Source organism: Streptomyces sp. NPDC050416, from assembly GCF_044458845.1.
Taxonomy (GTDB): Bacteria; Actinomycetota; Actinomycetes; order Streptomycetales; family Streptomycetaceae; genus Streptomyces.
This window is the reverse complement of record NZ_JBITII010000010.1, coordinates 67,349-91,673: the sequence shown is the minus strand read 5'-3', so window position 1 is coordinate 91,673 and position 24,325 is coordinate 67,349. Positions and strand designations below refer to the sequence as shown.

25 protein-coding genes are annotated in these 24,325 nt (G+C 71.8%); 6 read left to right on the top strand and 19 right to left on the bottom strand.

The genetic code is table 11. The features are described 5' to 3' along the window. Position 1: 1 nt before the first annotated feature. The 9 genes from ACIBL4_RS28440 to ACIBL4_RS28400 all read right to left on the bottom strand — a co-directional run bounded on the left by ACIBL4_RS28440 (position 2) and on the right by ACIBL4_RS28400 (position 10,559). Positions 2–241 (bottom strand): hypothetical protein, encoded by a 240-nt coding sequence (locus ACIBL4_RS28440; protein ID WP_010041822.1) that lies wholly within the window; start codon positions 239–241, stop codon positions 2–4. Further along, positions 238–1,737: an Asp-tRNA(Asn)/Glu-tRNA(Gln) amidotransferase subunit GatA gene (gene gatA / locus ACIBL4_RS28435; protein WP_399414660.1), complete on the bottom strand. Its 1,500-nt coding sequence runs from the start codon at positions 1,735–1,737 to the stop codon at positions 238–240. Before gatA ends, ACIBL4_RS28440 begins: the two co-directional genes overlap by 4 nt. Positions 1,738–1,743: 6 nt before the next feature. Beyond that, positions 1,744–2,040 carry an Asp-tRNA(Asn)/Glu-tRNA(Gln) amidotransferase subunit GatC gene (gatC, locus tag ACIBL4_RS28430; protein ID WP_004925108.1) on the bottom strand — a complete coding sequence of 99 codons (297 nt, stop codon included), beginning with the start codon at positions 2,038–2,040 and terminating at the stop codon, positions 1,744–1,746. Between the two features lie 636 nt (positions 2,041–2,676). Further along, a complete protein-coding gene (locus ACIBL4_RS28425; RefSeq protein WP_399414659.1) occupies positions 2,677–4,974 on the bottom strand; it encodes a putative bifunctional diguanylate cyclase/phosphodiesterase in 2,298 nt (765 codons plus the stop codon). 257 nt (positions 4,975–5,231) lie between these two features. After that, on the bottom strand, positions 5,232–7,427 hold the full coding sequence (gene ligA / locus ACIBL4_RS28420) for an NAD-dependent DNA ligase LigA (RefSeq protein WP_399414658.1): 2,196 nt from the start codon (positions 7,425–7,427) through the stop codon (positions 5,232–5,234). A gap of 15 nt (positions 7,428–7,442) precedes the next feature. Further along, a complete protein-coding gene (locus ACIBL4_RS28415) occupies positions 7,443–8,450 on the bottom strand; it encodes a methionine synthase (RefSeq protein WP_399414657.1) in 1,008 nt (335 codons plus the stop codon). 29 nt (positions 8,451–8,479) lie between these two features. Then, on the bottom strand, positions 8,480–9,178 hold the full coding sequence (locus ACIBL4_RS28410; protein ID WP_399414655.1) for an SDR family oxidoreductase: 699 nt from the start codon (positions 9,176–9,178) through the stop codon (positions 8,480–8,482). A gap of 41 nt (positions 9,179–9,219) precedes the next feature. Then, on the bottom strand, positions 9,220–9,759 hold the full coding sequence (locus ACIBL4_RS28405; protein ID WP_399414654.1) for a TIGR00730 family Rossman fold protein: 540 nt from the start codon (positions 9,757–9,759) through the stop codon (positions 9,220–9,222). Continuing rightward, positions 9,756–10,559, bottom strand: a complete 804-nt coding sequence (locus ACIBL4_RS28400; protein WP_399414653.1) for a class I SAM-dependent methyltransferase — start codon at positions 10,557–10,559, stop codon at positions 9,756–9,758. The genes ACIBL4_RS28405 and ACIBL4_RS28400 overlap by 4 nt, the downstream gene beginning before the upstream one ends. Before the next feature lie 81 nt (positions 10,560–10,640). Here ACIBL4_RS28400 and ACIBL4_RS28395 point away from each other — a divergent pair, with 81 nt between their 5' ends. Both ACIBL4_RS28395 and ACIBL4_RS28390 read left to right on the top strand, forming a co-directional pair. Then, on the top strand, positions 10,641–10,964 hold the full coding sequence (locus ACIBL4_RS28395) for a DUF427 domain-containing protein (protein ID WP_399414652.1): 324 nt from the start codon (positions 10,641–10,643) through the stop codon (positions 10,962–10,964). 61 nt (positions 10,965–11,025) lie between these two features. Beyond that, positions 11,026–11,808 (top strand): alpha/beta fold hydrolase, encoded by a 783-nt coding sequence (locus ACIBL4_RS28390; protein ID WP_399414651.1) that lies wholly within the window; start codon positions 11,026–11,028, stop codon positions 11,806–11,808. Positions 11,809–11,890: 82 nt separating this feature from the next. On the opposite strand, the gene mnmA is transcribed toward ACIBL4_RS28390, so the two are convergent. Continuing rightward, complete coding sequence (mnmA, locus tag ACIBL4_RS28385) at positions 11,891–13,021, bottom strand: tRNA 2-thiouridine(34) synthase MnmA (protein ID WP_399414650.1); 1,131 nt, start codon at positions 13,019–13,021, stop codon at positions 11,891–11,893. 59 nt (positions 13,022–13,080) lie between these two features. On the opposite strand from mnmA, the gene ACIBL4_RS28380 reads away from it, so the two are divergent. Next, a complete protein-coding gene (locus tag ACIBL4_RS28380; protein ID WP_399414649.1) occupies positions 13,081–13,746 on the top strand; it encodes an N-acetylmuramoyl-L-alanine amidase in 666 nt (221 codons plus the stop codon). 27 nt (positions 13,747–13,773) lie between these two features. Here the strand turns inward: ACIBL4_RS28380 and ACIBL4_RS28375 are convergent, their stop codons facing one another. The 3 genes from ACIBL4_RS28375 to ACIBL4_RS28365 form a co-directional block, all read right to left on the bottom strand. Continuing rightward, entirely contained in the window at positions 13,774–14,943 is a 1,170-nt protein-coding gene (locus ACIBL4_RS28375) for a cysteine desulfurase family protein (RefSeq protein WP_399414648.1), read from the bottom strand. Positions 14,944–15,104: 161 nt separating this feature from the next. After that, entirely contained in the window at positions 15,105–15,371 is a 267-nt protein-coding gene (locus ACIBL4_RS28370) for a hypothetical protein (RefSeq protein ID WP_020276693.1), read from the bottom strand. A 56-nt stretch (positions 15,372–15,427) separates the two neighbouring features. Then, positions 15,428–15,595 carry a hypothetical protein gene (locus ACIBL4_RS28365; protein ID WP_399414647.1) on the bottom strand — a complete coding sequence of 56 codons (168 nt, stop codon included), beginning with the start codon at positions 15,593–15,595 and terminating at the stop codon, positions 15,428–15,430. A gap of 116 nt (positions 15,596–15,711) precedes the next feature. Here ACIBL4_RS28365 and ACIBL4_RS28360 point away from each other — a divergent pair, with 116 nt between their 5' ends. Then, positions 15,712–16,350 (top strand): TetR family transcriptional regulator, encoded by a 639-nt coding sequence (locus ACIBL4_RS28360; RefSeq protein WP_399414646.1) that lies wholly within the window; start codon positions 15,712–15,714, stop codon positions 16,348–16,350. A gap of 33 nt (positions 16,351–16,383) precedes the next feature. Here ACIBL4_RS28360 and ACIBL4_RS28355 read toward each other — a convergent pair whose 3' ends face one another. Beyond that, positions 16,384–17,361: a helix-turn-helix transcriptional regulator gene (locus tag ACIBL4_RS28355; RefSeq protein WP_399414645.1), complete on the bottom strand. Its 978-nt coding sequence runs from the start codon at positions 17,359–17,361 to the stop codon at positions 16,384–16,386. A 101-nt stretch (positions 17,362–17,462) separates the two neighbouring features. Between ACIBL4_RS28355 and ACIBL4_RS28350 the strand changes: the two genes are divergently transcribed. Beyond that, positions 17,463–18,050, top strand: coding sequence for a TIGR03086 family metal-binding protein (locus ACIBL4_RS28350; protein WP_399414644.1), 588 nt, complete (start codon positions 17,463–17,465; stop codon positions 18,048–18,050). Here the strand turns inward: ACIBL4_RS28350 and ACIBL4_RS28345 are convergent. Next, on the bottom strand, positions 18,037–18,897 hold the full coding sequence (locus ACIBL4_RS28345; protein WP_399414643.1) for a thioesterase family protein: 861 nt from the start codon (positions 18,895–18,897) through the stop codon (positions 18,037–18,039). The two genes, ACIBL4_RS28350 and ACIBL4_RS28345, sit on opposite strands and share 14 nt — an antisense overlap. A gap of 135 nt (positions 18,898–19,032) precedes the next feature. Between ACIBL4_RS28345 and ACIBL4_RS28340 the strand changes: the two genes are divergently transcribed. Then, positions 19,033–20,268, top strand: a complete 1,236-nt coding sequence (locus tag ACIBL4_RS28340; RefSeq protein WP_399414642.1) for an alpha/beta hydrolase — start codon at positions 19,033–19,035, stop codon at positions 20,266–20,268. Here the strand turns inward: ACIBL4_RS28340 and ACIBL4_RS28335 are convergent. From ACIBL4_RS28335 to ACIBL4_RS28320, 4 genes are all read right to left on the bottom strand, one after another. Continuing rightward, positions 20,159–20,833 carry a trimeric intracellular cation channel family protein gene (locus ACIBL4_RS28335; RefSeq protein ID WP_307177611.1) on the bottom strand — a complete coding sequence of 225 codons (675 nt, stop codon included), beginning with the start codon at positions 20,831–20,833 and terminating at the stop codon, positions 20,159–20,161. The genes ACIBL4_RS28340 and ACIBL4_RS28335 overlap by 110 nt on opposite strands. Before the next feature lie 266 nt (positions 20,834–21,099). After that, on the bottom strand, positions 21,100–22,221 hold the full coding sequence (locus ACIBL4_RS28330; protein WP_399414641.1) for an ABC transporter ATP-binding protein: 1,122 nt from the start codon (positions 22,219–22,221) through the stop codon (positions 21,100–21,102). Between the two features lie 14 nt (positions 22,222–22,235). Further along, positions 22,236–23,318: an ABC transporter ATP-binding protein gene (locus ACIBL4_RS28325; RefSeq protein WP_399414640.1), complete on the bottom strand. Its 1,083-nt coding sequence runs from the start codon at positions 23,316–23,318 to the stop codon at positions 22,236–22,238. Then, a complete protein-coding gene (locus ACIBL4_RS28320; protein ID WP_399414847.1) occupies positions 23,315–24,325 on the bottom strand; it encodes an ABC transporter permease in 1,011 nt (336 codons plus the stop codon). Before ACIBL4_RS28320 ends, ACIBL4_RS28325 begins: the two co-directional genes overlap by 4 nt.

The following is a 24,325-nucleotide window of genomic DNA, read 5'->3' as shown; positions in this document are numbered from 1 at the left end:
CTCAGCCCAGCAGGACGTCGTCGTCGCCCAGCCGCTTCAGCTCGCGGTAGAGGATGGCGAGGCCGGTGACGATGGCGACGGCGGACACGGTGGCGTCGATCAGGACCAGCGTGTCCTTCTCGGCGCGGGCCTTCTTCAGCCGCTTGGCGACGCCGATCGCGCCGAACGCGGTCCCGGCCATGGACAGGTACGTGCCGGACCTGGACTTCTTGAAGCCCTTGGCCTTGGTCAGTGCACTCACAGCGACGGAGCCTCCTCGATCAGCGGGTGGCCCCACTTTTCCACGAAGGCGGCCTCGACGGCGGCGCCGACCTTGTAGAGACGGTCGTCCTTCATGACCGGGGCGATGATCTGCAGACCGACCGGGAGGTTGTCCTCCGGGGCGAGACCGCACGGCAGCGACATGGCCGCGTTGCCCGCCAGGTTGGTCGGGATGGTGCACAGGTCGGCGAGGTACATCGCCATCGGGTCGTCGGCGCGCTCGCCGATCGGGAAGGCGGTGGTCGGCGTCGTCGGGGAGACGATCACGTCGACCTGCTCGAACGCCTTGTCGAAGTCCTGCTTGATGAGCGTGCGGACCTTCTGGGCGCTGCCGTAGTACGCGTCGTAGTAGCCGCTCGACAGGGCGTACGTGCCGAGCATGATGCGGCGCTTGACCTCGGGGCCGAAGCCGGCCTCGCGGGTCAGGGAGGTGACCTCCTCGGCGGAGTGCGTGCCGTCGTCGCCGGTGCGCAGGCCGTAGCGCAGGCCGTCGAAGCGGGCGAGGTTGGAGGAGCACTCGGACGGCGCGATCAGGTAGTACGCCGACAGCGCCAGGTCGAAGGACGGGCAGTCCAGCTCGACGATCTCGGCGCCCAGTTCCTTCAGCAGCGCGACGGACTCGTCGAACCGCTGGATGACACCGGCCTGGTAGCCCTCGCCGCGGAACTGCCTGACGACGCCGACGCGCATGCCCTCCACGCTGCCGTTGCGGGCGGCCTCGACGACCGGCGGGACCGGGGCGTCGATCGAGGTGGAGTCCAGCGGGTCGTGGCCGGCGATCACCTCGTGCAGCAGGGCCGCGTCCAGGACCGTGCGGGCGCAGGGGCCGCCCTGGTCGAGGGAGGAGGAGAAGGCGACCATGCCGTACCGCGACACGCCGCCGTACGTCGGCTTCACGCCGACCGTGCCCGTGACGGCGGCGGGCTGGCGGATGGAGCCGCCGGTGTCGGTGCCGATGGCGAGCGGGGCCTGGAAGGAGGCGAGCGCGGCGGAGGAACCGCCGCCGGAGCCGCCGGGGATCTTGGTCAGGTCCCAGGGGTTGCCGGTCGGGCCGTAGGCGCTGTTCTCGGTGGAGGACCCCATGGCGAACTCGTCCATGTTGGTCTTGCCGAGGATCACCACGTCGGCGGCCTTGAGCCGCTGGGTGACGGTCGCGTCGTACGGCGGGATCCAGCCTTCGAGGATCTTGGAACCGACGGTGGTCGGGATCCCCTCGGTGGTGAAGATGTCCTTGAGCGCCAGGGGAACGCCGGCCAGCGGACCGAGCTTCTCCCCCTTGGCGCGCTTCTCGTCGACGGCGCGGGCCTGGGCGAGCGCGCCCTCGCGGTCGACGTGCAGGAAGGCGTGCACCTTCTCGTCGACGGCCTCGATCCGGGCGAGGTGGGCCTCGGTGACCTCGACGGCCGTGAGTTCGCCGGAGGCGATCTTCGCGGCGGTCTCGGCGGCCGTGAGCTTGATGATGGGGCTGTCCGTCATGGCGGGTTACTCCTCCCCCAGGATCTGCGGCACCTTGAAACGCTGCTGCTCCTGGGCCGGGGCTCCGGAGAGCGCCTGCTCGGGGGTGAGCGAGGGACGGACCTCGTCCGGGCGCATGACGTTGGTCAGCGGGAGCGGGTGCGAGGTCGGCGGTACGTCTTGGTCGGCGACCTCGCTGACGCGGGCCACCGCGCCGATGATGTCGTCCAGCTGTCCCGCGAAGTGGTCGAGCTCTTCGGGCTTCAGCTCCAGACGCGCCAGCCGGGCGAGGTGGGCGACCTCCTCGCGCGTGATGCCAGGCATGCAGCGATCCTCTGGGGTGAGTGTGTGGTTCGGGCCTCGGGCCTGGCGTCACCTTCCCGTCGTCCGCCCCTGCAGGGCGGGCCGTGCGGCCTCCGGCACGAGCGATCGCAGGGCGCCGGAGCGTCCTCGTGGCGGGGCCACGTGGACGGTTCGGCAACGCGGCGAGCGTGCGTGCCAGGCGTCGCACGGCAGGCGGGAATGTGGCGCCAGGCCCTAATCCTATGGGGCGGGCAGGCGTGACCGTGAAACGGTTTGCCCGGCCCCTGCCGCCCGGCCAGCCACAGCGGGGTCGGGGCCGGCCCCGAACCGGTCAGGGCCGGGGCCGAGGGGGTGTCCGAGAAGTCCCGTCGTGCGCCCGGAGGGGCGGGCCCTGCGGCGAGAGGTCCTGCCGGACGCCGCGGGGCGGGCGGGGCTTTGCGGGCACCCCCTCGGGCCTGTCTGACACATTCCCGTCGTCCGCCCGAAGAGCGGGCTCCGCGGCGTCTGCGCGTGCGATCGCAAGGCGCCGGAGCGCCCTCGATGGGGTCCCCCGCGAGGTTGTTCGAGCGCGCGGGAGGAGCCACGTGGGCGGTTCGGCAACGCGGCGAGCGTGTGTGCCGGACGCCGCGGAGCAGGCGGGAATGTGTCAGACAGGCCCTAGGCGATGCGGCCCGAGTCGTCCGCTGTCGCCGCCGGGAGGGCGGCCCGGGGGCGCTGCCAGCCACGGGAGCCTCTGGCGCGGAGCCAGGCCGTGGTCTCCTCGGGGGGCATCGCGGCGGCGACCAGCCAGCCCTGGACGGCGTCGCAGCCGAGATCGCGCAGGCGCTCCCAGGTCTCGTCGTCCTCGACACCCTCGGCGACGACGAGCAGGCCGAGGGAGTGCGCGAGGTCGACCGTGCAGCGCACGATCTCCGCGTCCTCGTTGTCCACGGCGAGCCGGGCGACGAAGGAGCGGTCGATCTTCAGCTCGCTGACCGGCAGCTTGCGCAGGTGCACCAGCGACGAGTAGCCCGTGCCGAAGTCGTCCAGGGACATCTTCACGCCGTGCCCGGTCAGCGCGTTGAGGGTGTCGGCGGCGCGCTGCGGGTCCTCCAGGAGGACGTGCTCCGTTATCTCCAGTTGGAGCGCTCCCGCGGGGACGCCGTGCCGGGCCAGCCGCGCGGCGACCGAGCCGGCGAAGCCGGGGGTGTGCACGTCACGCGGGGAGACGTTGACCGCGACCGGGACGAACAGTCCCTGGGCTCGCCAGCGCGCGACCTGGCCGAGCGCGGTCTCCAGGACGTACTCGGTGAGGTGGGGCATCAGGCCCGAGGACTCGGCGATCGCTATGAACTCGTCCGGCGGCACCTTGCCCCGCTCGGGGTGCACCCAGCGGACCAGGGCCTCCAGGCCCGCGACCTGTCCGTCGAAGCGGACCTTGGGCTGGTAGTGCAGCTCGACCTCGTGGGCGTCCAGCGCCCTGCGGAGATCTCCCAGCAGACCGAGCCGGTCCGGGGTGTTCGAGTCGCGTTTGGACTCGTAGACCTCCACGCCCGTGCGGTCCCGCTTCGCCTGGTACATCGCCACGTCCGCCCGCCGCAGCAGTCCCTCGGCGTCCAGCGCGTGGTCGGGGAAGACGGCGACCCCGGCGCTGGCCTCCAGGACGAGGGTGAGGCCGTCGAGGTCGAGCGGGGAGCTGAGCGCGGCGACCAGGTTGCGGGCGACCCGGGTCGCGGACGTCGTGGAGTCGGCGACCGGCAGTAAGACGGCGAACTCGTCCCCGCCGAGCCGCGCGGCCTCCGCCCCGCGCGGCAGCGCCGCCCGCAGCCGGTCGGCGATCTGGAGGAGCAGCCGGTCACCGGCCAGATGACCGAGCGTGTCGTTGACGGACCGGAAACGGTCGAGGTCGATCAGCATCAGGGCGGCGCGCGCGTCGATCCGCTCGGCGTCGTCGAGTGCGGTCCAGATGCGCTCCAGCAGCCACTGGCGGTTGGGCAGCCCGGTCAGCGGGTCGCGCAGCTGCTCCTCGGCCCGGGCCCGGGCTATCCAGAGCGTGGAGTCCAGGGCGATGAGGGGGATGGAGAACAGCGGCAGCAGGATCGGCTTGGCCATGGCCACCACGCAGATCAGCGGCGCGATGCCCAGCAGCGCGACCGCGACGAGGCCCTGTCTGACCAGGGCGGTGCGGGCGACGGTGGGCAGGCCGGGGCGCGGGGCGTGCAGGTACCACAGCAGGACGCGGGTGACCGCCAGGTAGGAGACGGCCACCAGGACCACCTCGGGTGCGGTGTACAGCGTCCAGCTGTCCGGATCCGAGGGGGACTCGACGGACGGTACGGATCCCAAGACGCCCAGTACCAGGGCGCCGGCACCGATGCCGAGGAGGTCGACCGCCCCGTGCAGGATGCCCTGGCGCCAGCGGTTGCGGCGGGCTATGCCGACCAGCACGACGACCGTGAGGCTGACCATGCCGGCCGGGAGCCAGCCGTACAGCAGCAGCACGGCCAGCGTGAGGGCGGCGCCCGAGCCGGTGCCGCCCCACCAGCGGGAGCGGCCCAGCATGACGAGGTGGCCGACGATGATGCCGGTCAGCACGGCCAGCGCCCAGCCGGCCGTGCCGGACGGGAAGAGCGCGTGGCCGCCGGTGAAGGCGCGGTAGAAGCCGGCGCCCAGGACGAACCCGGCCGCCGCGACGACCGCCGCGGGCAGCGCGGGCCGGGACAGGTGCCGTTCGGGGTCCGCGTCCGCGCCGGTCAGGCCGGATGTGTGGTCGGTGCCCTGCTGTGCGGCACCGCGGCCGTCCGCCGCGGCGCGCCCCCCGGAGGTGCGCCCGTCCGGGGTGTACTGTCCGACGGCGCGCACTTGCGTGCCCGGACGCCCCGCCGGCCGGCCCGTCCCACGGACTGCACGCCATACGACCGCCATGCGGCGCAGGCGCAGCCGTGAGCCCGGCACGGCGCTCTCGGTCGGTTCCATTCCCGTCCCTCTCACAGCCGGCGGTGCCCACGCCCCGCGGCCCGGTGCCCGACAACCCTTGGGCGGCCCGCGTTGGAAAACCCTTCCCCGTGCTCCGCGAACACGAAGATGCCCCGACCGCAGCTGGGCACGGCAGGCGCACATCTCAACAGTAGGCCGCAGAAGGCTTCCACGGGCAGCGGTCGCCGACGGTTGCCCGAATGCGCCCCGGCCACCCGTATGCATCTGGTATGCGCCGAACGGGTGGCCTTCAACCGCTACTCGTCGGCCGAAAGAGCGACTTCGGCCGCCGCGTCCGGTCCTTGGTCCAGCAGGACCTGGAAACCGTCCTCGTTCAGGACCGGGACCTTCAGCTGCATCGCCTTGTCGTATTTCGATCCCGGGCTGTCACCCACAACGACGAATGACGTCTTCTTCGAAACCGAGCCGGTCACCTTCGCTCCGCGGCTCTGCAGCGCCTCCTTGGCACCGTCCCGTGTGAAGTGTTCGAGCGTGCCCGTGACGACGACCGTGAGCCCTTCGAGCGGGCGCGGCCCTTCGTCCTCGCCGGTGCTCTCCTCCTCCATGCGGACGCCGGCGGCCTTCCACTTTCGGATGATCTCGCGGTGCCAGTCCTCGGCGAACCACTCCTTGACGGCGGCGGCGACGATCGGGCCGACCCCGTCGGTGTTCTTCAGTTCCTCTTCCGTGGCCTCGTCGATGCGCTCGATCGAGCGGAACTCGCGGGCCAGCGCCTCGGCCGCGACGGGTCCCACGTGACGGATCGACAGACCGGTGAGGATGCGGGCGAGGGGGCGCTGCTTGGCCGCCGCGATGTTCTCCAGCATGGCGAGCGCGTTCTTGCGGGGCTGGCCCTCCTGGTTGGCGAAGACCGTGGCGACCTTCTCCTCGCCGGTCTTCGGGTCGCGCTTGGGCAGACCGCTGTCCTGGTCGAGGACGTACGCCTTGATGGGCAGCAGCTGTTCGACGGTGAGGTCGAACAGGTCGCCCTCGTCCGCCAGCGGCGGGTCCTCGGGCTCCAGCGGCTTGGTGAGGGCGGCGGCGGCGACGTAGCCGAAGTGCTCGATGTCCAGCGCCTTGCGGCCCGCGAGGTAGAACAGGCGCTCGCGCAACTGGGCCGGGCAGGTGCGGGCGTTCGGGCAGCGCAGGTCGACGTCGCCCTCCTTCATCGGCCGCAGGGCCGTACCGCACTCGGGGCACTCGCTCGGCATCACGAACTCGCGCTCGCTGCCGTCGCGCAGGTCGGCGACGGGGCCGAGGATCTCCGGGATGACGTCACCGGCCTTGCGCAGCACCACCGTGTCACCGATGAGGACGCCCTTGGCCTTGACCACGTCCTGGTTGTGCAGCGTGGCGAACTCGACCTCGGAGCCCGCGACCGTGACCGGCTCGACCTGGGCGTAGGGCGTGACCCGGCCCGTGCGGCCCACGCCCACGCGGATGTTGAGGAGCTTGGTGTTGACCTCCTCCGGCGCGTACTTGTAGGCGATCGCCCAGCGCGGGGCGCGCGAGGTGGAGCCGAGGCGGCCCTGGAGGGGGATCTCGTCGAGCTTGACGACCACGCCGTCGATCTCGTGCTCCACGGAGTGGCGGTTTTCGCCGAAGTACGCGATGAACTCCCGTACGCCGTCGAGGCCGTCGACGACCTTGTTGTGCCGGGAGGTGGGCAGGCCCCAGGTCTTGAGCAGATCGTAGGCCTGGGAGAGGCGGGTCAGGCCGGTGAAGCCCTCCAGGGCGCCGATGCCGTGGACCACCATGTGCAGCGGGCGGGTGGCCGTGACGCGCGGGTCCTTCTGGCGCAGGGAACCGGCCGCCGCGTTGCGCGGGTTGGCGAACGGCTTGTCACCGGCCTCGACCAGACGGGCGTTGAGCTCCTGGAACTTCTCCATCGGGAAGTAGACCTCGCCGCGGATCTCCACGAGGTCGGGGACGGAGTCGCCTTTGAGGCGCTCCGGGATCTCCGCGATCGTCCGGACGTTCGGCGTGATGTCCTCGCCGGTGCGGCCGTCGCCGCGGGTCGCCGCGCGGGTGAGACGGCCGTGCTCGTAGGTGAGGTTCACGGCGAGGCCGTCGACCTTCAGCTCGCACAGGAAGTGGTAGTCCTGCTCGCCCAGTTCCCGGGCGATGCGCTCCGACCAGGCGGCGAGCTCCTCGTCGTTGAAGGTGTTGTCGAGGGAGAGCATGCGCTGGCGGTGCTCGACCGCCGTGAACTCCGTCTCGTAGGAACCGGCGACCTTCTGGGTCGGCGAGTCCGGGGTGCGCAGCTCGGGGAACTCCTCCTCCAGCGCCTCCAGGGAACGCAGCAGCTGGTCGAACTCCGCATCGCTGACGACGGGAGCGTCCTTCACGTAGTAGCGGAAGCGGTGCTCCTCGATCTGCTCCGCGAGGCGCGCGTGCTTCTCCCGTGCCTCGGCGGGCACCGTCGTCGTCTCCGCTTGCTTGTCGCCGGCCACCGTGTCGTCCTCCCGTTACTCTGGGTTGTCCGCGAGGGATCTCGCCGCCCGGGCGCAGTGCGCGAGAGCCGTGCGCGCGTACCCCGGGGAGGCCCCCGCGAGTCCGCACGCCGGCGTGAGAGTGACCGCCTCCGCGAGAAGCCCCGGTGACAGCCCCAGCCTGCGCCACAGCGTCCTGACACCCATGACGCTACCGGCAGGGTCTGACAATGGGCCCTCCGCGGACGGGACGACACCGGCGAAGAGCCGGGTACCGCCCTCCACCGCCTCCCCGATCACCTCGTCGTCACGCTCGGTGAGCAGGGAGAAGTCGAAGGAGACGGCCGCCACGCCCGCCCGGCGCAGCAGCGCGAACGGGACGTCGGGGGCGCAGGAGTGGACGACGACCGGCCCGTCGGTGTGCATCCCGACCAGGTCGCGCAGCGTCTGCTCGACGATCTGCCGGTCGGCGGCCCGGTGGGTGCGGTAGCCGCTGGCGGTCTTCACCTGGCCGCGCAGGACGGCGGTGAGGGACGGCTCGTCGAGCTGGAGGACGAGCTGCGCTCCGGGGACCCGCCTCTGCACCTCGGCGAGGTGCTGACGGAGTCCTTCGGCGAGGGAGGCGGCGAGGTCGCGGCAGGCGCCGGGGTCGGAGAGGGCGGCCTCGCCGTTGCGCATCTCCAGGTGGGCGGCGAGGGTCCAGGGCCCCACGGCCTGCACCTTCAGCGGCCCCGCGTATCCCTGCGTGAACTCCTCCAGCGCGTCGAGGTCCTCGCCGAGCCAGGAGCGGGCCCGCTTGGTGTCCCGCCCCGGGCGGTCGCCGAGCCGCCAGCCGCTGGGCTCCACGCGCGCGTACAGCTCGACGAGCAGGCCGGCGGTCCGCCCGATCATGTCGGCGCCGGGTCCGCGGGCGGGCAGTTCGGGCAGGAAGGGGAAGTCCTCGAAGGTTCCGGTGGCCGTTTTGACGGCCTCCCGGGCGTCGCCCCCGGGCAGGGAGCCGACACCCGTGGCGCCACCGAACCTGAACTGGCTGTTTTCGCTCACCGCAGCAGCCTACGCAGGGCTCCGGCCGGTCACTTCCCGGGTCGGACCGTCAGGTCGTTGACCTCGGCGTCCCTCGGCAGGTCCAGGGCCATCAGGATCGTCGTGGCGACCGACTCGGGGTCGATCCACTTCGACGCGTCGTACTCCTTGCCCTCCTGCTGGTGGACCTTGGCCTGCATGGGGCCGGCCGTGCGGCCGGGGTAGACCGAGGTGACGCGGACGCCATTGCCGTGCTCCTCGTGGCGCAGGGAGTCGGCGAGGGCCTTGAGGCCGTGCTTGGAGGCGGCGTACGCGGACCAGCCGGCGTGGGCGTTCAGGCCGGCGCCGGAGTTGACGAAGACCACGTGGCCCCGGGCCGCCCGCAGCTGGGGCAGGAAGTGGCGGGTCAGCTCGGCCGGGGCGACGAGGTTGACGTTGAGCTGGTGGCGCCAGGTCTTCGGGGTGAGCTCCCCGACCGGGCCGAGGTCGACGACCCCGGCGATGTGCAGCAGCGAGTCCACGCGGTCCGGCAGCGACTGGTGCGAGAAGGCCCAGGAGAGCCTGTCGGGGTCGGCGAGGTCGCCGACCAGGGTCCTCGCCCCGGGGAACTCGGCCGCCAGCTCCTTCGCGCGGCCCGCGTCGCGCGCGTGCAGCACGAGGTCGTCCCCGCGCGCGTGCAGGCGGCGGGCCACGGCCGCGCCGATGCCGGAACCGGCTCCGGTGATCACATGAGTAGCCATGACCGCCATGCTCGCATCAGACGGGGGTCACACAGGGCGCCGGCCCGGGATCACGCCACGCCACGGCTCTCCTCCAGGTACGCCAGCGCGCCCACCGGCTCCTCCGCGAAGAACACCAGGTCGGTGAGCGGGCGGGGCAGGAAGCCCTCGTCCTCCATGCGGCGGAACTGCTCCTTCAGGCCGTCGTAGAAGCCCGCGGTGTTGAGCAGGACCACGGGCTTGTCCGTGTGGCCGTGCTTCTTCAGTTCCAGGATCTCCGTCGCCTCGTCCAGCGTGCCGGTGCCGCCGACCATGATCACCACGGCGTCGGCCTTCTCCAGGAGCAGCTTCTTGCGCTCGGCGAGGTCACGGGCGACGACCATCTCGTCGACACCGGGGCGGGCCTTGGCGGAGAGGAACTGCACGGAGACGCCGACGAGCCGGCCGCCCGCCTCCTGCACGCCGTCGGCGACCACCTTCATGAGGCCGGCGTCGGAACCGCCCCACACGAGGGTGTGGCCGCCCTTGGCCAGCAGTCTGGCGAACTCCCGCGCGGGAGTGGTGTAGCGCTCGTCGAGGTCGGCGGCGGAGAGGAAGACACAGATGTTCATGAGCCCACCGTACGGGCCCGGTCCGCCGTCGCGGTGAGCCGCATTTTGGACTGCCGGTGCGGGAGTTGTTCCCAGTCGTCCATGAACCGGGCGTCCAGGCCGTGCTTGGCGGCGAGTGCGGTCAGCGTCGCCGTCCGGTAGTAGAAGTCCTCGTGCAGCACCTGGTGCTCCTCGCCCTCGGTGCGGTCGAACGTGAAGTCGAAGAACCCGCCGGGTCCGAGGATCCGGCCGACGTGGGCGAAGCACTCCTCGATGACGTGCAGCGGGGAGTGCGAGAAGACGCTGTGCGCGTGCACGACGTCGAAGTGCGCGTCGGGCAGGAAGGCGAAGGTGAGGTCGTCGGCGAGCGTCAGGTAGGGCAGTTTGGACTGGAGGCCCTCGGCCACGAGGGTGTCCTGGGCGGCGAGCAGGATGTGCGGCGAGATATCGATGCCGTAGTAGTGCCCGGGGTCGAGGTGATCGATGAACAGCCGCCCGGCGCGCAGGTTGCCGCAGCCGATCTCCAGCATGCGGTGGTGCGGCTGGAGGCCGTGCCCCAGCAGGTAGTCGAACTGCATGCGCCCGATCCGCGTCCACGCCTCGCGCGAGGGGTTGTGACCCACCGCCGCCTCCGCGCTGCGCGCCGCGTCGGAGGCCATCACCGCGCGGTAGTAGGCGATGTGGTCGCGGTAGCGCAGCCGCAGCCAGGCGTCCCGCACCGCGCGCCGGGCGTGCGCGGGCACGCGCTCCGGGTGGCGCAGGGCGTACCGGATCTGGTGGACCAGGGCGCTGCGGTTTCGGGCCCGTTCCGTGGCTCGCATGGGTGGCCTCCTGCGGCGAGGGAAGAACTCCGCTTCAGCCTGCGCTGTATCCGGGGAGTCGGCTACCCAAGGAGGGCGATCGTGACCACCGGGCATCGCATCACCGTCGAGAAGAGTGACCGGCCCGTGCGCGTGGCGCACGCCGGGCAGGTCCTGGCAGAGAGCGACCAGCCGCTGCTCCTGCGCGAGACGGGCTGTCCCGACCGCTACTACATTCCGGCCGAGGACGTCCGCCTCGATCTGCTGACCCCGTCCGGCACGCGCACGTACTGCCCGTTCAAGGGCACCGCGTCCTACTGGTCGCTGCCGGACGCCGCGGACCTCGTCTGGGCGTATCCGGACCCGAAGCCGGACGTCGCGGAGATCAAGGACCACCTGTGCTTCTACGAAGTCGAAGTGTTGTGATCGGCTGACGCACGGCCCGCCTCACCCATGAACACCGCGTCGTGCGGCAGTCTGCACTGACATGGACAAGAGGATCCTTTCGCGTGACGGCACCCGCATCGCGTACGAGAGCACCGGCCGGGGCCCCTCGGTCGTCCTGGTGAGCGGTGCGATGTCGACGGGCGGCACCCTGGCGCCGCTCGCAGTGTCGCTGTCCGAGCGTTTCCAGGCCGTGGTCTACGACCGCCGGGGCCGCGGTGCCAGCGGGGACACGGCGCCCTACGCCGTGGAGCGCGAGGTCGAGGACCTGGCGGCGGTGATCGAGGCGGTGGGCGGCGAGGCGTTCCTGTACGGCATCTCGTCGGGCGGGGCGCTGGCCCTGGAGGCGGCGGCGAGCGGTCTGCCGGTGCGGCGGGTCGCGGTGTACGAGACGCCGTTCGCGATGTCGCAGGAGGGGGCCGAGGAACGCGCGGAGTACACCCGGCGGCTGACGGAGGCGCTCGGTGAGGGGCGGCGCGGGGACGCGGTCGAGCTGTTCCTGCGGCTGACCGGCCTCGGGGAGGGCGTGATCCAGGGCGCCCGCCAGTCCCCCATGTGGGCCGCCATGGAGTCGATCGCCCCGAGCCTCGCCTACGACGACGCCGTCATGCGCGACGGGCGGGTCCCCCGGGACCGGCTGGCCTCGATCGGCGTCCCCGTCCTGGCGGTCGCGGGCGACGCGAGCCCGGCCTGGCTCCGCGAGGCGGCCCGGGCGATCGCGGACTGTGTCCCCGACGGGTCGTACCGGACGCTCCAGGGCCAGACGCACATGGTGGAGCCGAACGTGCTGGCGCCGGTGCTGGCGGAGTTCTTCTCGCGGGGCTGAGCCCACGGGGCTGAGCGTGCGGGGTTGAGAGGGACGGGGGCACGCGCGCGTGGAGACGGCCTGCCCCCGGACGCCCGCGGGGTCAGGCCACGCCCGCCGCGGCCCGCCTGGTCGAGGCGATCGTCGCCGAACCCACCACGCGCGTGCCGTCGTACAGGACGATCGCCTGGCCGGGGGCGACCCCGCGGACCGGCTCCGCGAAGGACACCTCCAGCCGGCCGTCGACCAGCTCGGCGGTGACCTCCGTCTCGCCGCCGTGGGCGCGGAGCTGGGCCGTGTAGGCGCCCGGGCCGGTGGGGGCGGCGCCGCACCAGCGCGGCTTGATCGCGGTCAGGGCGCTGACGTCCAGCGCGTCGGCCGGGCCGACCGTGACCGTGTTGGTGACCGGGGAGATGTCGAGGACGTAGCGCGGCTTGCCGTCGGGCGCCGGGGTGCCGATGCGCAGGCCCTTGCGCTGGCCGATGGTGAAGCCGTACGCGCCCTCGTGCGTGCCGAGCCGGTTGCCGGACTCGTCGACGATGTCGCCCTCGGAGCGGCCGAGCCGGCTCGCGAGGAAGCCCTGGGTGTCGCCGTCGGCGATGAAGCAGATGTCGTGCGAGTCGGGCTTCTTGGCCACCGCCAGGCCCCTGCGCTCGGCCTCCGCGCGGATCTCGTCCTTGGTGGTGACGGTGTCCCCGAGCGGGAACATCGCGTGGGCGAGCTGCTTGTCGTCCAGGACGCCGAGCACGTACGACTGGTCCTTGGCCATGTCGGAGGCGCGGTGCAGCTCGCGGGTGCCGTCCTCGTGCTCGATCACCTTGGCGTAGTGGCCCGTGCAGACCGCGTCGAAGCCCAGCGCCAGCGCCTTGTCGAGCAGCGCCGCGAACTTGATCTTCTCGTTGCAGCGCAGGCAGGGGTTGGGGGTGCGGCCGGCCTCGTACTCCGCGACGAAGTCCTCGACGACGTCCTCGCGGAAGCGGTCGGCGAGGTCCCACACGTAGAAGGGGATGCCGATGACGTCCGCGGCGCGGCGGGCGTCGCGTGAGTCCTCGATGGTGCAGCAGCCCCGCGCGCCCGTCCGGAAGGATTGGGGGTTGGCGGAGAGCGCGAGGTGGACGCCGGTCACGTCGTGGCCCGCCTCGGCCGCGCGGGCGGCGGCGACGGCGGAGTCGACTCCGCCGGACATGGCGGCCAGGACGCGGAGGGGGCGGGAGCGCTGCGGGGTGTCAGTCATAACCCTTCCAGGGTACGGGGCGCGGGAACCAAGGCCGCCGGGTATCCGTTGGCGATCACATGGGGGCGAGAAGAGCATCCGAGGACACGGACCGGCGCATCGGGCGGCGGGCCCTGATCATCGGCGGGGCGGCGGCCGCCGTGGGGTCCGCGGTACTGGCCCGTGACGAGCTGGGCCGGCTGTGGTGGCGCGTGCCCGGCGTCGAGAAGCCGCGCAAGGAGGGCGAGGTCGACTACGCGGGCGCGCGCTGGGTGGCCGCGTCGGACGCGAACTGGCGCCGCGCGGACCGGCCGGACGACTACGGCATAGACATGGTCGTCGTCCATGTCACGCAGGGCAGCTTCGACAGCGCGGTGAAGGCCTTCCAGGACCCGGGGCACAAGGCGGCCGCGCACTACATCGTCCGCCAGGACGGGCATGTCACGCAGATGATCCGCGAGCTGGACGTGGCGTACCACGCGGGCAACCGCGACTACAACGAGCGCAGCGTCGGCATCGAACACGAGGGCTTCGTGGACCGCCCGCAGGACCTCACGGACGCAATGTACGAGGCCTCGGCCCGGCTCACGGCCCGCATCTGCGCGCGGTACGACATACCCGTCGACCGCGAGCACATCATCGGCCACGTGGAGGTCCCGGGCACGGACCACACGGACCCGGGCCCGCACTGGGACTGGGACAGGTACATGCGGCTGGTGCGCGCGGCGCGTACGGCGCGGGCCTAACCGGTCGGGCAGGACGGAGGCTGCCTACTACGTCAGCCCCGCCGCCCGCGCCCGTTCCACCGCCGGGCCGATGGCCTTCGCCAGGGCCTCGATGTCGGCCTCCGTGGAGGTGTGGCCGAGGGAGAAGCGGAGGGTGCCGCGGGCCAGGTCCGGGTCGGTGCCGGTGGCGAGGAGGACGTGGCTGGGCTGGGCGACGCCGGCGGTGCAGGCGGAGCCGGTGGAGCACTCGATGCCCTGGGCGTCGAGCAGGAGCAGCAGGGAGTCGCCCTCGCAGCCGGGGAACGTGAAGTGAGCGTTGGCCGGCAGGCGTCCCGCCGGGTCGGGATCGCCGCCGAGGATCGCGTCCGGCACGGCCTCACGGACGGCGGCGACGAGGGCGTCCCGCAGGGCGCCGATCTCGCGGGCGAACCACTCGCGCTGCTCGGCGGCCAGCCGCCCGGCGACCGCGAAGGAGGCGATGGCGGGCACGTCGAGCGTGCCGGAGCGGACGTGGCGCTCCTGTCCGCCTCCGTGCAGGACGGGTACGGGGGTGTGTTCACGGCCGAGGATGAGCGCGCCGATGCCGTACGGCCCGCCGATCTTGTGGCCCGACACCGTCATCGCGGCGAGGCCGGAGGCGGCGAAGTCCACGGGGGTCTGACCGAAGGCCTGGACGGCGTCCGAGTGCAGCGGGACACCGAACTCGGCGGCTGCCTCGGCGAGTTCGCGGATCGGCAGGATCGTCCCGATCTCGTTGTTGGCCCACATGACGGTGGCGAGGGCCACGTCGTCGGGGTCGCGGGCGATCGCCTCGCGCAGGGCGTCCGGGTGGACGCGGCCGTGGATGTCGACCGGCAGGTACTCGACGGTGGCGCCCTCGTGTTCGCCGAGCCAGTGCACGGCGTCGAGGACCGCGTGGTGCTCGACGGGGCTGGCGAGGACGCGGGTGCGGGCCGGGTCGGCGTCACGGCGTGACCAGTAAAGGCCCTTGACGGCGAGGTTGTCGGCCTCCGTGCCGCCCGAGGTGAAGACGACCTCGCTGGGGCGGGCGCCGAGGGCTTCGGCGAGGGTCTCGCGGGCCTCCTCGACGGTGCGGCGGGCCTGCCGGCCGGATGCGTGGAGGGAGGACGCGTTGCCGGTGGCACCCAGGAGGGCGGTGAGCGCCTCTGCCGCCTCCGGGAGCATCGGGGTGGTCGCGGCGTGGTCGAGGTAAGCCATGGTGAGCCCGATTCTACGGCTCCCCCGCGGCCGTCCTCAGATCAAGGCCGGCCGAACCTGAAGGCGGGGCTGAAGGGAAGGGAACCGCTTCCCCGCGCGGCTGCGGCCCGTCGTCCCCGGGCCGGCCGCCGCTCGTCGGCGCAGGACTGTCCGGCGGCGGCTCAGAAGCTCCACGAGATCGTGCTGTCGGCCTGCACGAACGCGGCCAGGACCAGCAGGTCGGCGACGCCGAGGCCCAGACCCAGCAACGCACGGCCACGGCGCTGGGTGCCGCGCCACAGGGCGACGCTCGCCAGCACGATGGCGATCGGGCCGAGGAAGACGTTCAGGACGAGGAGGCCGAGCAGGCCCAGGATGAAGGACGCGACGGCCATGCCGTCGGTGTCGCGGATACCGGTGCGGCGCGTGGCCGGAGCGGTGAGCTGCATGGTGATCGACTCCCGGTGTCGGGTCGGTGGTGGGCGGTCGATGAGCGTGTACGGCGTCAGTGGGCCTGGGTGTGGCGCCGGCGGCCGTTGCGCTCGCGGACCGCGAAGATGCCGAGCCAGACGGCGACGACGACGCCCGTGGCCACGGAGAAGGTGAGCGGCGCGTGGGCCACGGTGCCCAGGACGAAGCCCAGCAGCAGGAGTGCGGCGACGATGAACAACACGGGAAACAACCCCCAGAGATTCGGTGAACGGTTGTAGTTACAGTTGTTCACTGACTTCCCAGTCTAGCCTGTCCCATGACTTTCCAATTACAGAGAACAGTTGTTAACTGCATGGTATGAGTCACAGCCTCGGCATCCGGCAGGCACAGAAGCAGAAGACCCGGCAGGCACTCCTGGACGCGGCCCTCGGGCTGCTGGAGGAGCAGAGTCTGAGCAGCCTGGGGCTGCGCGAGGTCACCCGCGCCGTCGGTGTCGCCCCGACGGCCTTCTACCGCCACTTCCGCTCCACGGCGGATCTGGGCGTCGCCCTGGTCGAGGAGGCCCTGGGCAGCCTGCACCCGATGATCCGGACGACGGTGTCCACCACGGGCGACAGTGAGGAACGCATCGCGCGCACCATCGAGCTGATCGCCCGTCACGTCGACGGGTACCCCGCACATGTCCGTTTCATCGCCCGTGAACGACATGGCGGAGTCCAGCCGGTCCGCGCGGCGATAAGGGACCAACTGGCCCGGTTCGCCCAGGAGGTCAAGGACGAGCTGGCCAAGGACCCGGTGTCCGCGGGCTGGACCGAGGACGACCTGCTGATGCTCGCGCACCTCTACGTCGACCAGATGCTGATCACCGCGTCGCTCTTCCTGGAGGCGCTGGAGGGCCCGGAGCAGGAGCGCGAGGAGCGGACCCGGCACGTCACGCAGGTGGCGACGCGGCAGATGCGGCTGATCGGCCTGGGCCGCCACCACTGGCTGGACTGACCGCATCCCAAGACACCCCGCCGACCGGGCGTTTCACCCCGGGGCCTCGCCCGAGCGCCGGTACAGCTCCTTGACGGAGGCGGCCGCCCGGGCCAGTTCCTCGCGCACCTGAGGGGGCGAGAGAACTTCCACCTGGTCGGCGAAGACGAGCAGTTGGCGGGTCTCGGGGAGGATCCCGTACGTCAGCCGCACGGTCGCCCACTCGCTCTCACCGTCGTCGTCGAGGATTTCCGACGGGAGGAAGGCCGTCAGCCGCAGGAACATGTCCAGCCGGTCACGCCGCACCCGGAGGGTGACGTCCAGCCCGCCGGGCCGCTCCTCGACCTGGCGCCGCAGGCCCTCCCAGGCATCGGCGAGTTCGACGCCCGGGCGCCGCCGTACGGGCTCGTCGAGGAGCCGGGCCGAGCGCACCCGGTCCGCCCGGAAGAGCCGGGGTTCGCCCCGCCGGTCGGCGACCAGGTACCAGACGCCGGCCTTGGCGACGAGGCCGTACGGGTCGACGGTGTACGTCCGCGCCTGGCGCTCTCCGCTGTGCCGGTAGCGCAGCCGCAGCCTGCGGTCGGCGAAGACGGCGTCGCGCAGCACCTCCAGGTCGACGGCCCGCTGCGGCCCGCCGCGCCAGCGGGTGGCGTCGACGAGGATGCGGCGGGATGCCGTCTCGGCGGCCGGGCGGTGCGGGGCCGGCAGCGCGGCCATCACCTTGCGCAGCGCCGAGCCGAACGCCGCGTCCAGGCCGAGGGCGGCGTGCGCGCCCTGCGCGGCCAGGACGAACAGCGCGCGGGACTCGTCGGCGGTCAGACCCGTGACGTCCGTACGGAACCCGGCGAGCAGTTCGATGCCGCCGTGCCGGCCGCGTTCGGCGTAGACCGGGACGCCGGCGGCCGACAGGGACTCGACGTCGCGGTAGACGGTGCGAACCGACACCTCCAGCCGGTCGGCGAGTTCGCGTGCGGGGACCCGGCCGCGGGTCTGGAGGAGCAGCAGGATCGACAGCAGGCGGTCGGACTTCACGGCATCAGCATCGTGGCGGGCGAGGGCCCGGGCAAATGTTGACGGCGGCTGTCAGGTTTTCCGGCCATGCTCCTCCTGTCCACGCACTCAGGAGGAGTTTCATGACCAACGATCCCCGCCCGCTGTTCGGCCGCGCCACGGAGCAGGCCGCCCAACTCATCGCGTCCGTCCGCGCGGAGCAGCTGGACGGCCCCACGCCGTGCACCGAGTTCGACGTGCGCACCCTGCTGAGCCATCTCACCGGCGGGGCCCACCGGGTGGCCGTCGTCGCCGAGGGCGGTGACGCGGTCGCGGTACGGCCGTTCGCCGAGGGCGTGCCGGACGGCGGCTGGACGGCCGCTTACGACGAGGCCAGGACCCGGGCCGTGAAGGCCTGGGCGGGCGACGACGACCTGCTGGACGCGGTGGTGCGCCTGCCGTTCGGCGAGATGCCCGGCCGGGCGGCCCTGTCGGCCTACGTCCTGGAGACGGTGACGCACACCTGGGACCTGTCGGAGGCCCTGGGGCATCCGCGTGCACTCGACCCGGAGCTCGCCGAGTTCGCGCTGACGGTCGCCCGGCGCATGCTGCCGGACGAACAGCGCGACGGGAACACGCCGTTCGCCTCGGCCCGGCCGGCCCCCGAGGGCGCCGACGCCTACGGCAGGCTGGCGGCCTGGCTGGGGCGCGAGCCGCTCAGCCGAGCCTGACCCGCGCGAGCTGACGGGACTGCGCCACCAGCCGGTCGGCGCTGTCCCACACCTCGGCGTCCTCCTCCAGGAAGCCGCCGGCGAGATTGCGCGTGGTGATCGACACGCGCAGCGGGCCCGGCGCCGGGCGGCAGCGGACGTGCACGGTCAGCTCGACGGTGGGCACCCAGCCCTTCAGCCCGAGTTCGAAGGCGGTGGGCGGCAGGGCGTCCACCGCCAGCAGCAGCGAGAGCGGGTCGTGGTCACGGCCGTCCGCGAGCCCGAACCAGGCCCGCATCTCGCCCTTGCCGGAGGGCTTGCCGAGGGCCCAGCCCAGGGTCGACGGGTCCAGCTTGAGCATCAGCCGGTCGGTGATCGCCGAGCTGCCGTCGACGGGGGCGGGGCCGTCCTCCGGGCCGAAGCAGTGCTCCAGCGGCGGGATCGCGGGCGGCCGGGCCGTGGTGCGGACGTCGTCGGGCAGGGCGTCCAGGTCGCCGTAGGAGGCGAGGACGCGGATGCGTTCCACCTCGTGGCCCGCGTCGTCGTACTGGAAGAGGGAGGCCTGGCCGGTCGACAGGGTGCGGCCGGTGCGGACGAGGTCCGTGCGGACGACCGCCGGGCCGGGCTGGGACGCGGTCAGGTAGTGCGCCGAGATCGTGAAGGGGTCGGCGTGCGGCAGGGTGTCCGCGAGCGCGCGGCCGAGGACGGCCAGCAGGTAGCCGCCGTTGACGGCGCTGATGATCGTCCAGCCGGCGGAGAGGTCGATGTCGTAGACGCCGGGCGCGCGTCGGGTGAGCGCGGTGTCGCGGTCGAACTCGCTGGCGCCGATCGTGGCCCGGACGGCCTGGGCGGAGGCTGACTCTGGCATGGCTGAACAGTACAAGAACTAGCTACTAAGCGGTAGCTTTGGTCGGCTGGGACCCGGGTGAGGACCGGGCAATTTCTCGGTAAGTGTCCGCACACGTCCGTAAACCCGGAAGGCCGTCCGTCCCTCTGAAGAGACATGAGCCTCACCGGGACTCCGTTCCTCTACACGCTGATCGCGCTGTCGGTCGTCGCGCTCGCGCTGCCGCTGGTCCTGTGGTCGCGCGTCCGCGGCCCCCGCGCCCTGCGCACCGCGACGCGCGCGCTGATGCTGCTGTTCGCCCAGGGAACCGCCGTGGCGCTGGTCTTCACGCTGGTCAACAACGCCAACAACCTGTACGACAACTGGGCCGACCTGCTCGGCACCGGCGACCACGTGCAACAGGCGGCCGACCTCGGCGCCGACGGCACCGGAGGCATCGCGCTGAAGCGGCTGCCCAAGCTGCGCCAGACCTTCCGGCCGGCCATCGGGCCCGGCATGGGCGCGGCCGGCGGGGTGCGCGTCACCCAGCTCAAGGGCCGGGTGTCGGGCGTGAACGCCGAGGTCTACGTCTGGCTCCCGCCGCAGTACGACGAACCGGCCTACCGGCACCACAGGTTCCCGGTCGTGGAGCTGCTGCCCGGCTACCCCGGCTCGGCGAAGGCCTGGTTCGGCTCGCTGCACGCGCACGAGCAGCTGGAGCCGCTGATGCGGGACGGGCAGGTCGCCCCGTTCATCCTGGTCGCGCCGCGCACCAATCTGCTGGCCGGGGTGGACACGGGCTGCGCCAACATCCCGGGCACGGTCAACGCCGACACCTGGCTGAGCGTCGACGTGCCGATGATGGTCATGGACAACTTCCGCGCCGAGTCCGCCCCGCGGGGCTGGGCCGTGGCCGGCTACTCGGCCGGGGCGCACTGCGCGGCCAAGCTCGCCGTCGCCCACCCCGACCGCTACGGGGCCGCCGTCAGCCTGTCCGGCTACAACGACCCGATCGGCGAACGCGATTCGCTCGCCGCGCAGACGCCCGCCCTGCGGGCCGGGAACAACCCCTACCTGCTGCTGCGCAGGGCGCCCGTCCCGCCGCGCGTCTCGCTCTACCTCTCCGGCCAGCCGCACGACGGCTACGAGGCGGCCGTCGCCCTGGAGCAGGCCGCGAAGGCGCCGACGACCGTGCACGTGGTGTACATCCCGCGCAGCGCGGGCGGTCACACCATGGCGCTGTGGCGGCCGCAGGTGGTTCCGGCGTTCCGCTGGCTGACGGAGGTGACGGGCCTCGGCCACGTCACGGCAGGACGGGCTGCTCCTCCTCGCTCACCGTCGACCGCCGGTGCCAGGCCCGCGGAGCTCGCCAGTGGAACCGCATCGCGAGCAGGCGCAGTACGAAGGCGGTGATCACCGCGAGGCCGCTGGTGAGCGGGTTCAGGGCGTCGTAGCGGATGCACAGGGCGACCAGGGCGGCGCCGACGATCGCCGGGACCGCGTACAGGTCGCGGTCCCAGCGCAGCAGCGAGGGCACCTCGTTGGCGAGGACGTCCCGCAGCACACCGCCGCCCACCGCGGTGGTCAGGCCCAGGCCGGCGGAGGCGGTCAGGCCGAGCCCGTACTCGTACGCCTTGATGGTGCCGGCGACGCAGAACAGGCCGAGGCCGGCCGCGTCGAAGACGTTCACGGCGACCTGGATGCGCTCCACCTGCGGGTGCAGGAAGAAGACGAGGAGGGTGGCGAGCAGCGGGGTCAGGAAGTACCCCAGGTCCGTGAAGGCGGCGGGCGGTACGGCCCCGATCACCAGGTCACGGAAGAGCCCGCCGCCCAGCGCGGTGACCTCGGCGAGCACGGCGATGCCGAACACGTCGAAGTTCTTGCGCACGGCCAGCAGGGCGCCGGAGATCGCGAAGACGAAGATGCCGATCAGGTCGAGCGTGTGCTGGACGGACGGGCTGAAGAGTTGCTGGAGCACCCGAACATTTTTACCCACGGGTGAGCCCCCGCCCTGAGGTGCCAGGGGGTGTCCGCAAGGTCCCGGCGTCCGCCCGGAGGGCGGGCCCTGCGGCGTCCGGTGCGTGCTCTGGGGGTCCCCCCGGCCGAAGGCTGGGGGAGTGCCGGCCGGAAGCCCTAGTACTGGGCGTACTCGGGCTTTCGGCCGGTGCGGCGAGAGTGCGTGCCGGACGCCGCAGGGCAGGCGGGACCTTGCGGACACCCCCTAGGGCCGGGGGCTCGGGGGGGTCACTTCTCCGCGGGGGTGGCGTCGCCGTTGCCGGCCGCGGCCTCCTTGGCCGAGGAGAGCAGCTTGGTGTCCTGCGGCTGCTGGTCCTCGAAGTTCTCCGGGTGGTGGCAGGCGACGCGCTGCCCGGCGCGCAGCTCCACCAGCGGCGGCTCCGTGGTCTTGCAGATCTCCGTCGCCTTCCAGCACCGGGTGTGGAAGCGGCAGCCGCTCGGCGGGGCGATCGGCGAGGGCACGTCGCCCTTGAGCAGGATGCGCTCGCTCTTGGCGCCCCGGCGCTTGGGATCCGGTATCGGCACGGCCGACAGCAGGGCCTTGGAGTACGGGTGCATCGGCGACTTGTACAGCTGGTCGCGCTCGGCCAGCTCGACGATCTTGCCGAGGTACATCACCGCGATCCGGTCCGAGACGTGCCGGACGACCGACAGGTCGTGCGCGATGATCACGTACGTCAGGCCCAGCTCCTGCTGGAGGTCGTCCAGCAGGTTCACCACCTGCGCCTGGATCGACACGTCCAGCGCGGAGACCGGCTCGTCCGCCACCACCAGCTTGGGGTTGAGGGCGAGCGCGCGGGCGATGCCGATGCGCTGGCGCTGGCCGCCGGAGAACTCGTGCGGGTAGCGGTTGTAGTGCTCGGGGTTGAGGCCGACCACCGACAGCAGCCGCTGGACCTCCTTCTTCACTCCGCCCTCGGGTTCGACGCCCTGGAGCCGGAAGGGGGCGCCGACGATCGTGCCGATCGTGTGCCGGGGGTTCAGCGAGGAGTACGGGTCCTGGAAGATCATCTGCACGTCGCGGCGCATCGGGCGCAGCTCGCCGGTCTTCAGGTGCGTGATGTCCCTGCCCTCGAACTCGACCGTGCCGCCGGTCGGTTCGAGCAGCCGCGTGATCAGCCGGCCCATGGTGGACTTGCCGCAGCCCGACTCACCGACGACACCGAGCGTCTCGCCCTTGCGGACCTCGAAGTCGATGCCGTCGACGGCGCGCACCGCGCCGGTCTGCCGCTGGAGCAGGCCCTTGCGGATCGGGAAGTGCTTCTGCAGGCCGGTCACCTTCAGCAGGACCTCGCCGTCGGCGGCGGTGTCCTGGGTGAGGGTGCTCCCGCTGGTTTCCGGTGTGCTCACCGCTTTGTCGTCGCTCACAGCTTCGGCGCAATCTCTTCGGTCCAGATACGCTCCCGCTGCTCCTGCGTCATGTGGCAGGCGGCCCAGTGCGAGCCGCCGACCTCGGTCAGCTCGGGGCGGACCGTGCGGGTGACGTTGTCCTTCGGGATGTCCGCGTACGGGCAGCGCGGGTGGAAGGCGCAGCCGGACGGGAGGTTGATGAGGGAGGGCGGCGCGCCCTTGATCGGGATGAGCCGGTCGGTCTCCTCGCGGTCCAGGCGCGGCATCGAGCCGAGCAGGCCCCAGGTGTAGGGGTGCCGGGGCTCGGAGAACACGTCCTCGGCGGGACCGCGCTCGACGCACCGGCCGCCGTACATGACCAGCAGGTCGTCGGCCATCTCGGCGACCACGCCCAGATCGTGGGTGATCATGATGACCGCGGAGCCGAACTCCTTCTGCAGATCGTGGATCAGGTCGAGGATCTGCGCCTGCACGGTGACGTCCAGGGCGGTGGTCGGCTCGTCGGCGATGAGCAGCTCGGGGTTGTTCACCAGCGCCATGGCGATCATGGCGCGCTGGCGCATACCGCCGGAGAACTCGTGCGGGTAGCCGTCCACGCGCTTGGCGGGCTCGGGGATGCCGACCCGGTCCAGCATCTCGATGGCCCGCTGCCGGGCCGCCTTCTTGCTGACGTCGTTGTGGACCCGGTACGCCTCGACGATCTGGTGTCCGACCGAGTAGTAGGGGTGCATCGCCGACAGCGGGTCCTGGAAGATCATGGCCATCTTCCGGCCGCGCAGCCGCCGTACGTCGTCGGGGTCGGCCGCGATCAGCTCCTGGCCGTCCAGCCAGACCTCGCCGGAGACGTGAGCGCGCGCCGAGCGGTGCAGGCCCATCACGCCGAGCGAGGTGACGGACTTGCCGGAGCCGGACTCGCCCACGATGCCCAGGGTCTTGCCCTTGCGCACGTCGAAGCTGACGCCGTCCACCGACTTGACCAGGCCGTCGTCCGTGTCGAAGTGGACGCGCAGATCGCGGACGGACAGGAACACGTCGTCGTCCACGGACGGGGCGACGGTGTCCGGTTCGCCGAGCGCGGCTTTGTCGAGCTTGCTCACGAGTACCTCACCCGGGGGTCGATGGCGGCGTACACCAGGTCGACGACGAGATTGCAGAAGACGATGAAGAACGCGGCGACCAGGGTCACGCCCATCACGATGGGCAGGTCGTTGTCCTTGATGGCCTGTACCGAGTATGCGCCGATGCCCTGAAGGGAGAACACGGTCTCGGTGAGCACCGCGGTGCCGACGAGGGTGCCGAAGTCCATGCCGAAGATGGTGACGATCGGCGTGAGCGCGGAGCGCAGGCCGTGCTTGGTGACGACCGTGGTCTCCTTCAGGCCCTTGGCCCTGGCCGTTCTGATGTAGTCCTCGCTCATCGTCTCCAGCATGCCCGCCCGGGTGAGCCGGGCGTAGAGCGCGGAGAAGAGGAACGCGAGGCTGACCCAGGGCAGGATCAGGTGCCAGGCCCATTCGGCGGGGTTCTCCGTGAACGGGACGTAGTCGATGCTCTCCCAGATGGGGATCTCGTAGACGAAGAGCGCGAGCAGGACCTGACCGGTGAAGAAGATCGGCAGGGAGACGCCGGCGAGGGCGATGAACATGGCGGCGCGGTCGATCGGCTTGCCCTTGCGCAGTGCCGAGATGACACCGGTCGTCACACCGGAGATCAGCCAGATCGCCGCCGCACCGATGGCCAGCGAGAAGGAGACCGGGATCCGCTGCTCCAACTGCGGCCACACCTCGATGTGGCTCTTGAAGGAGTACCCGAAGCAGGGTGCGCTGCAGTGCGTCGCGTCAGGGCCGAACTTGTAGTCGGCGCCCACCACGAGGCCCTTGATGAACTCCCAGTACTGGACATAGACCGGCTGGTCCAGACCCAGGTTCTGCTTGATCGCGGCGACGGAGGCGGGGTTCGCGTCCTTGCCGACGTACTGGGTGGCCAACTGGTCGGCCGTCTGCCCCCCGATGCGGGGGACCAGGAAGAAGATGGCGAAGGTGACTGCGCTGACCACCAGCAGCAACAGCACTGCGCCCATGACGCGTCGGAGGATGTACGCAGCCAC

Coding starts and splice junctions, on each gene's coding strand:
- gatA (WP_399414660.1), bottom strand. CDS start 1,737: ATGACGGACAGCCCCATCATCAAGCTCACGGCCGCCGAGACCGCCGCG.
- gatC (WP_004925108.1), bottom strand. CDS start 2,040: ATGCCTGGCATCACGCGCGAGGAGGTCGCCCACCTCGCCCGGCTGGCG.
- ACIBL4_RS28425 (WP_399414659.1), bottom strand. CDS start 4,974: ATGGAACCGACCGAGAGCGCCGTGCCGGGCTCACGGCTGCGCCTGCGC.
- ACIBL4_RS28410 (WP_399414655.1), bottom strand. CDS start 9,178: ATGGCGGTCATGGCTACTCATGTGATCACCGGAGCCGGTTCCGGCATC.
- ACIBL4_RS28405 (WP_399414654.1), bottom strand. CDS start 9,759: ATGAACATCTGTGTCTTCCTCTCCGCCGCCGACCTCGACGAGCGCTAC.
- ACIBL4_RS28400 (WP_399414653.1), bottom strand. CDS start 10,559: ATGCGAGCCACGGAACGGGCCCGAAACCGCAGCGCCCTGGTCCACCAG.
- ACIBL4_RS28390 (WP_399414651.1), top strand. CDS start 11,026: ATGGACAAGAGGATCCTTTCGCGTGACGGCACCCGCATCGCGTACGAG.
- mnmA (WP_399414650.1), bottom strand. CDS start 13,021: ATGACTGACACCCCGCAGCGCTCCCGCCCCCTCCGCGTCCTGGCCGCC.
- ACIBL4_RS28380 (WP_399414649.1), top strand. CDS start 13,081: ATGGGGGCGAGAAGAGCATCCGAGGACACGGACCGGCGCATCGGGCGG.
- ACIBL4_RS28375 (WP_399414648.1), bottom strand. CDS start 14,943: ATGGCTTACCTCGACCACGCCGCGACCACCCCGATGCTCCCGGAGGCG.
- ACIBL4_RS28370 (WP_020276693.1), bottom strand. CDS start 15,371: ATGCAGCTCACCGCTCCGGCCACGCGCCGCACCGGTATCCGCGACACC.
- ACIBL4_RS28360 (WP_399414646.1), top strand. CDS start 15,712: ATGAGTCACAGCCTCGGCATCCGGCAGGCACAGAAGCAGAAGACCCGG.
- ACIBL4_RS28350 (WP_399414644.1), top strand. CDS start 17,463: ATGACCAACGATCCCCGCCCGCTGTTCGGCCGCGCCACGGAGCAGGCC.
- ACIBL4_RS28345 (WP_399414643.1), bottom strand. CDS start 18,897: ATGCCAGAGTCAGCCTCCGCCCAGGCCGTCCGGGCCACGATCGGCGCC.
- ACIBL4_RS28340 (WP_399414642.1), top strand. CDS start 19,033: ATGAGCCTCACCGGGACTCCGTTCCTCTACACGCTGATCGCGCTGTCG.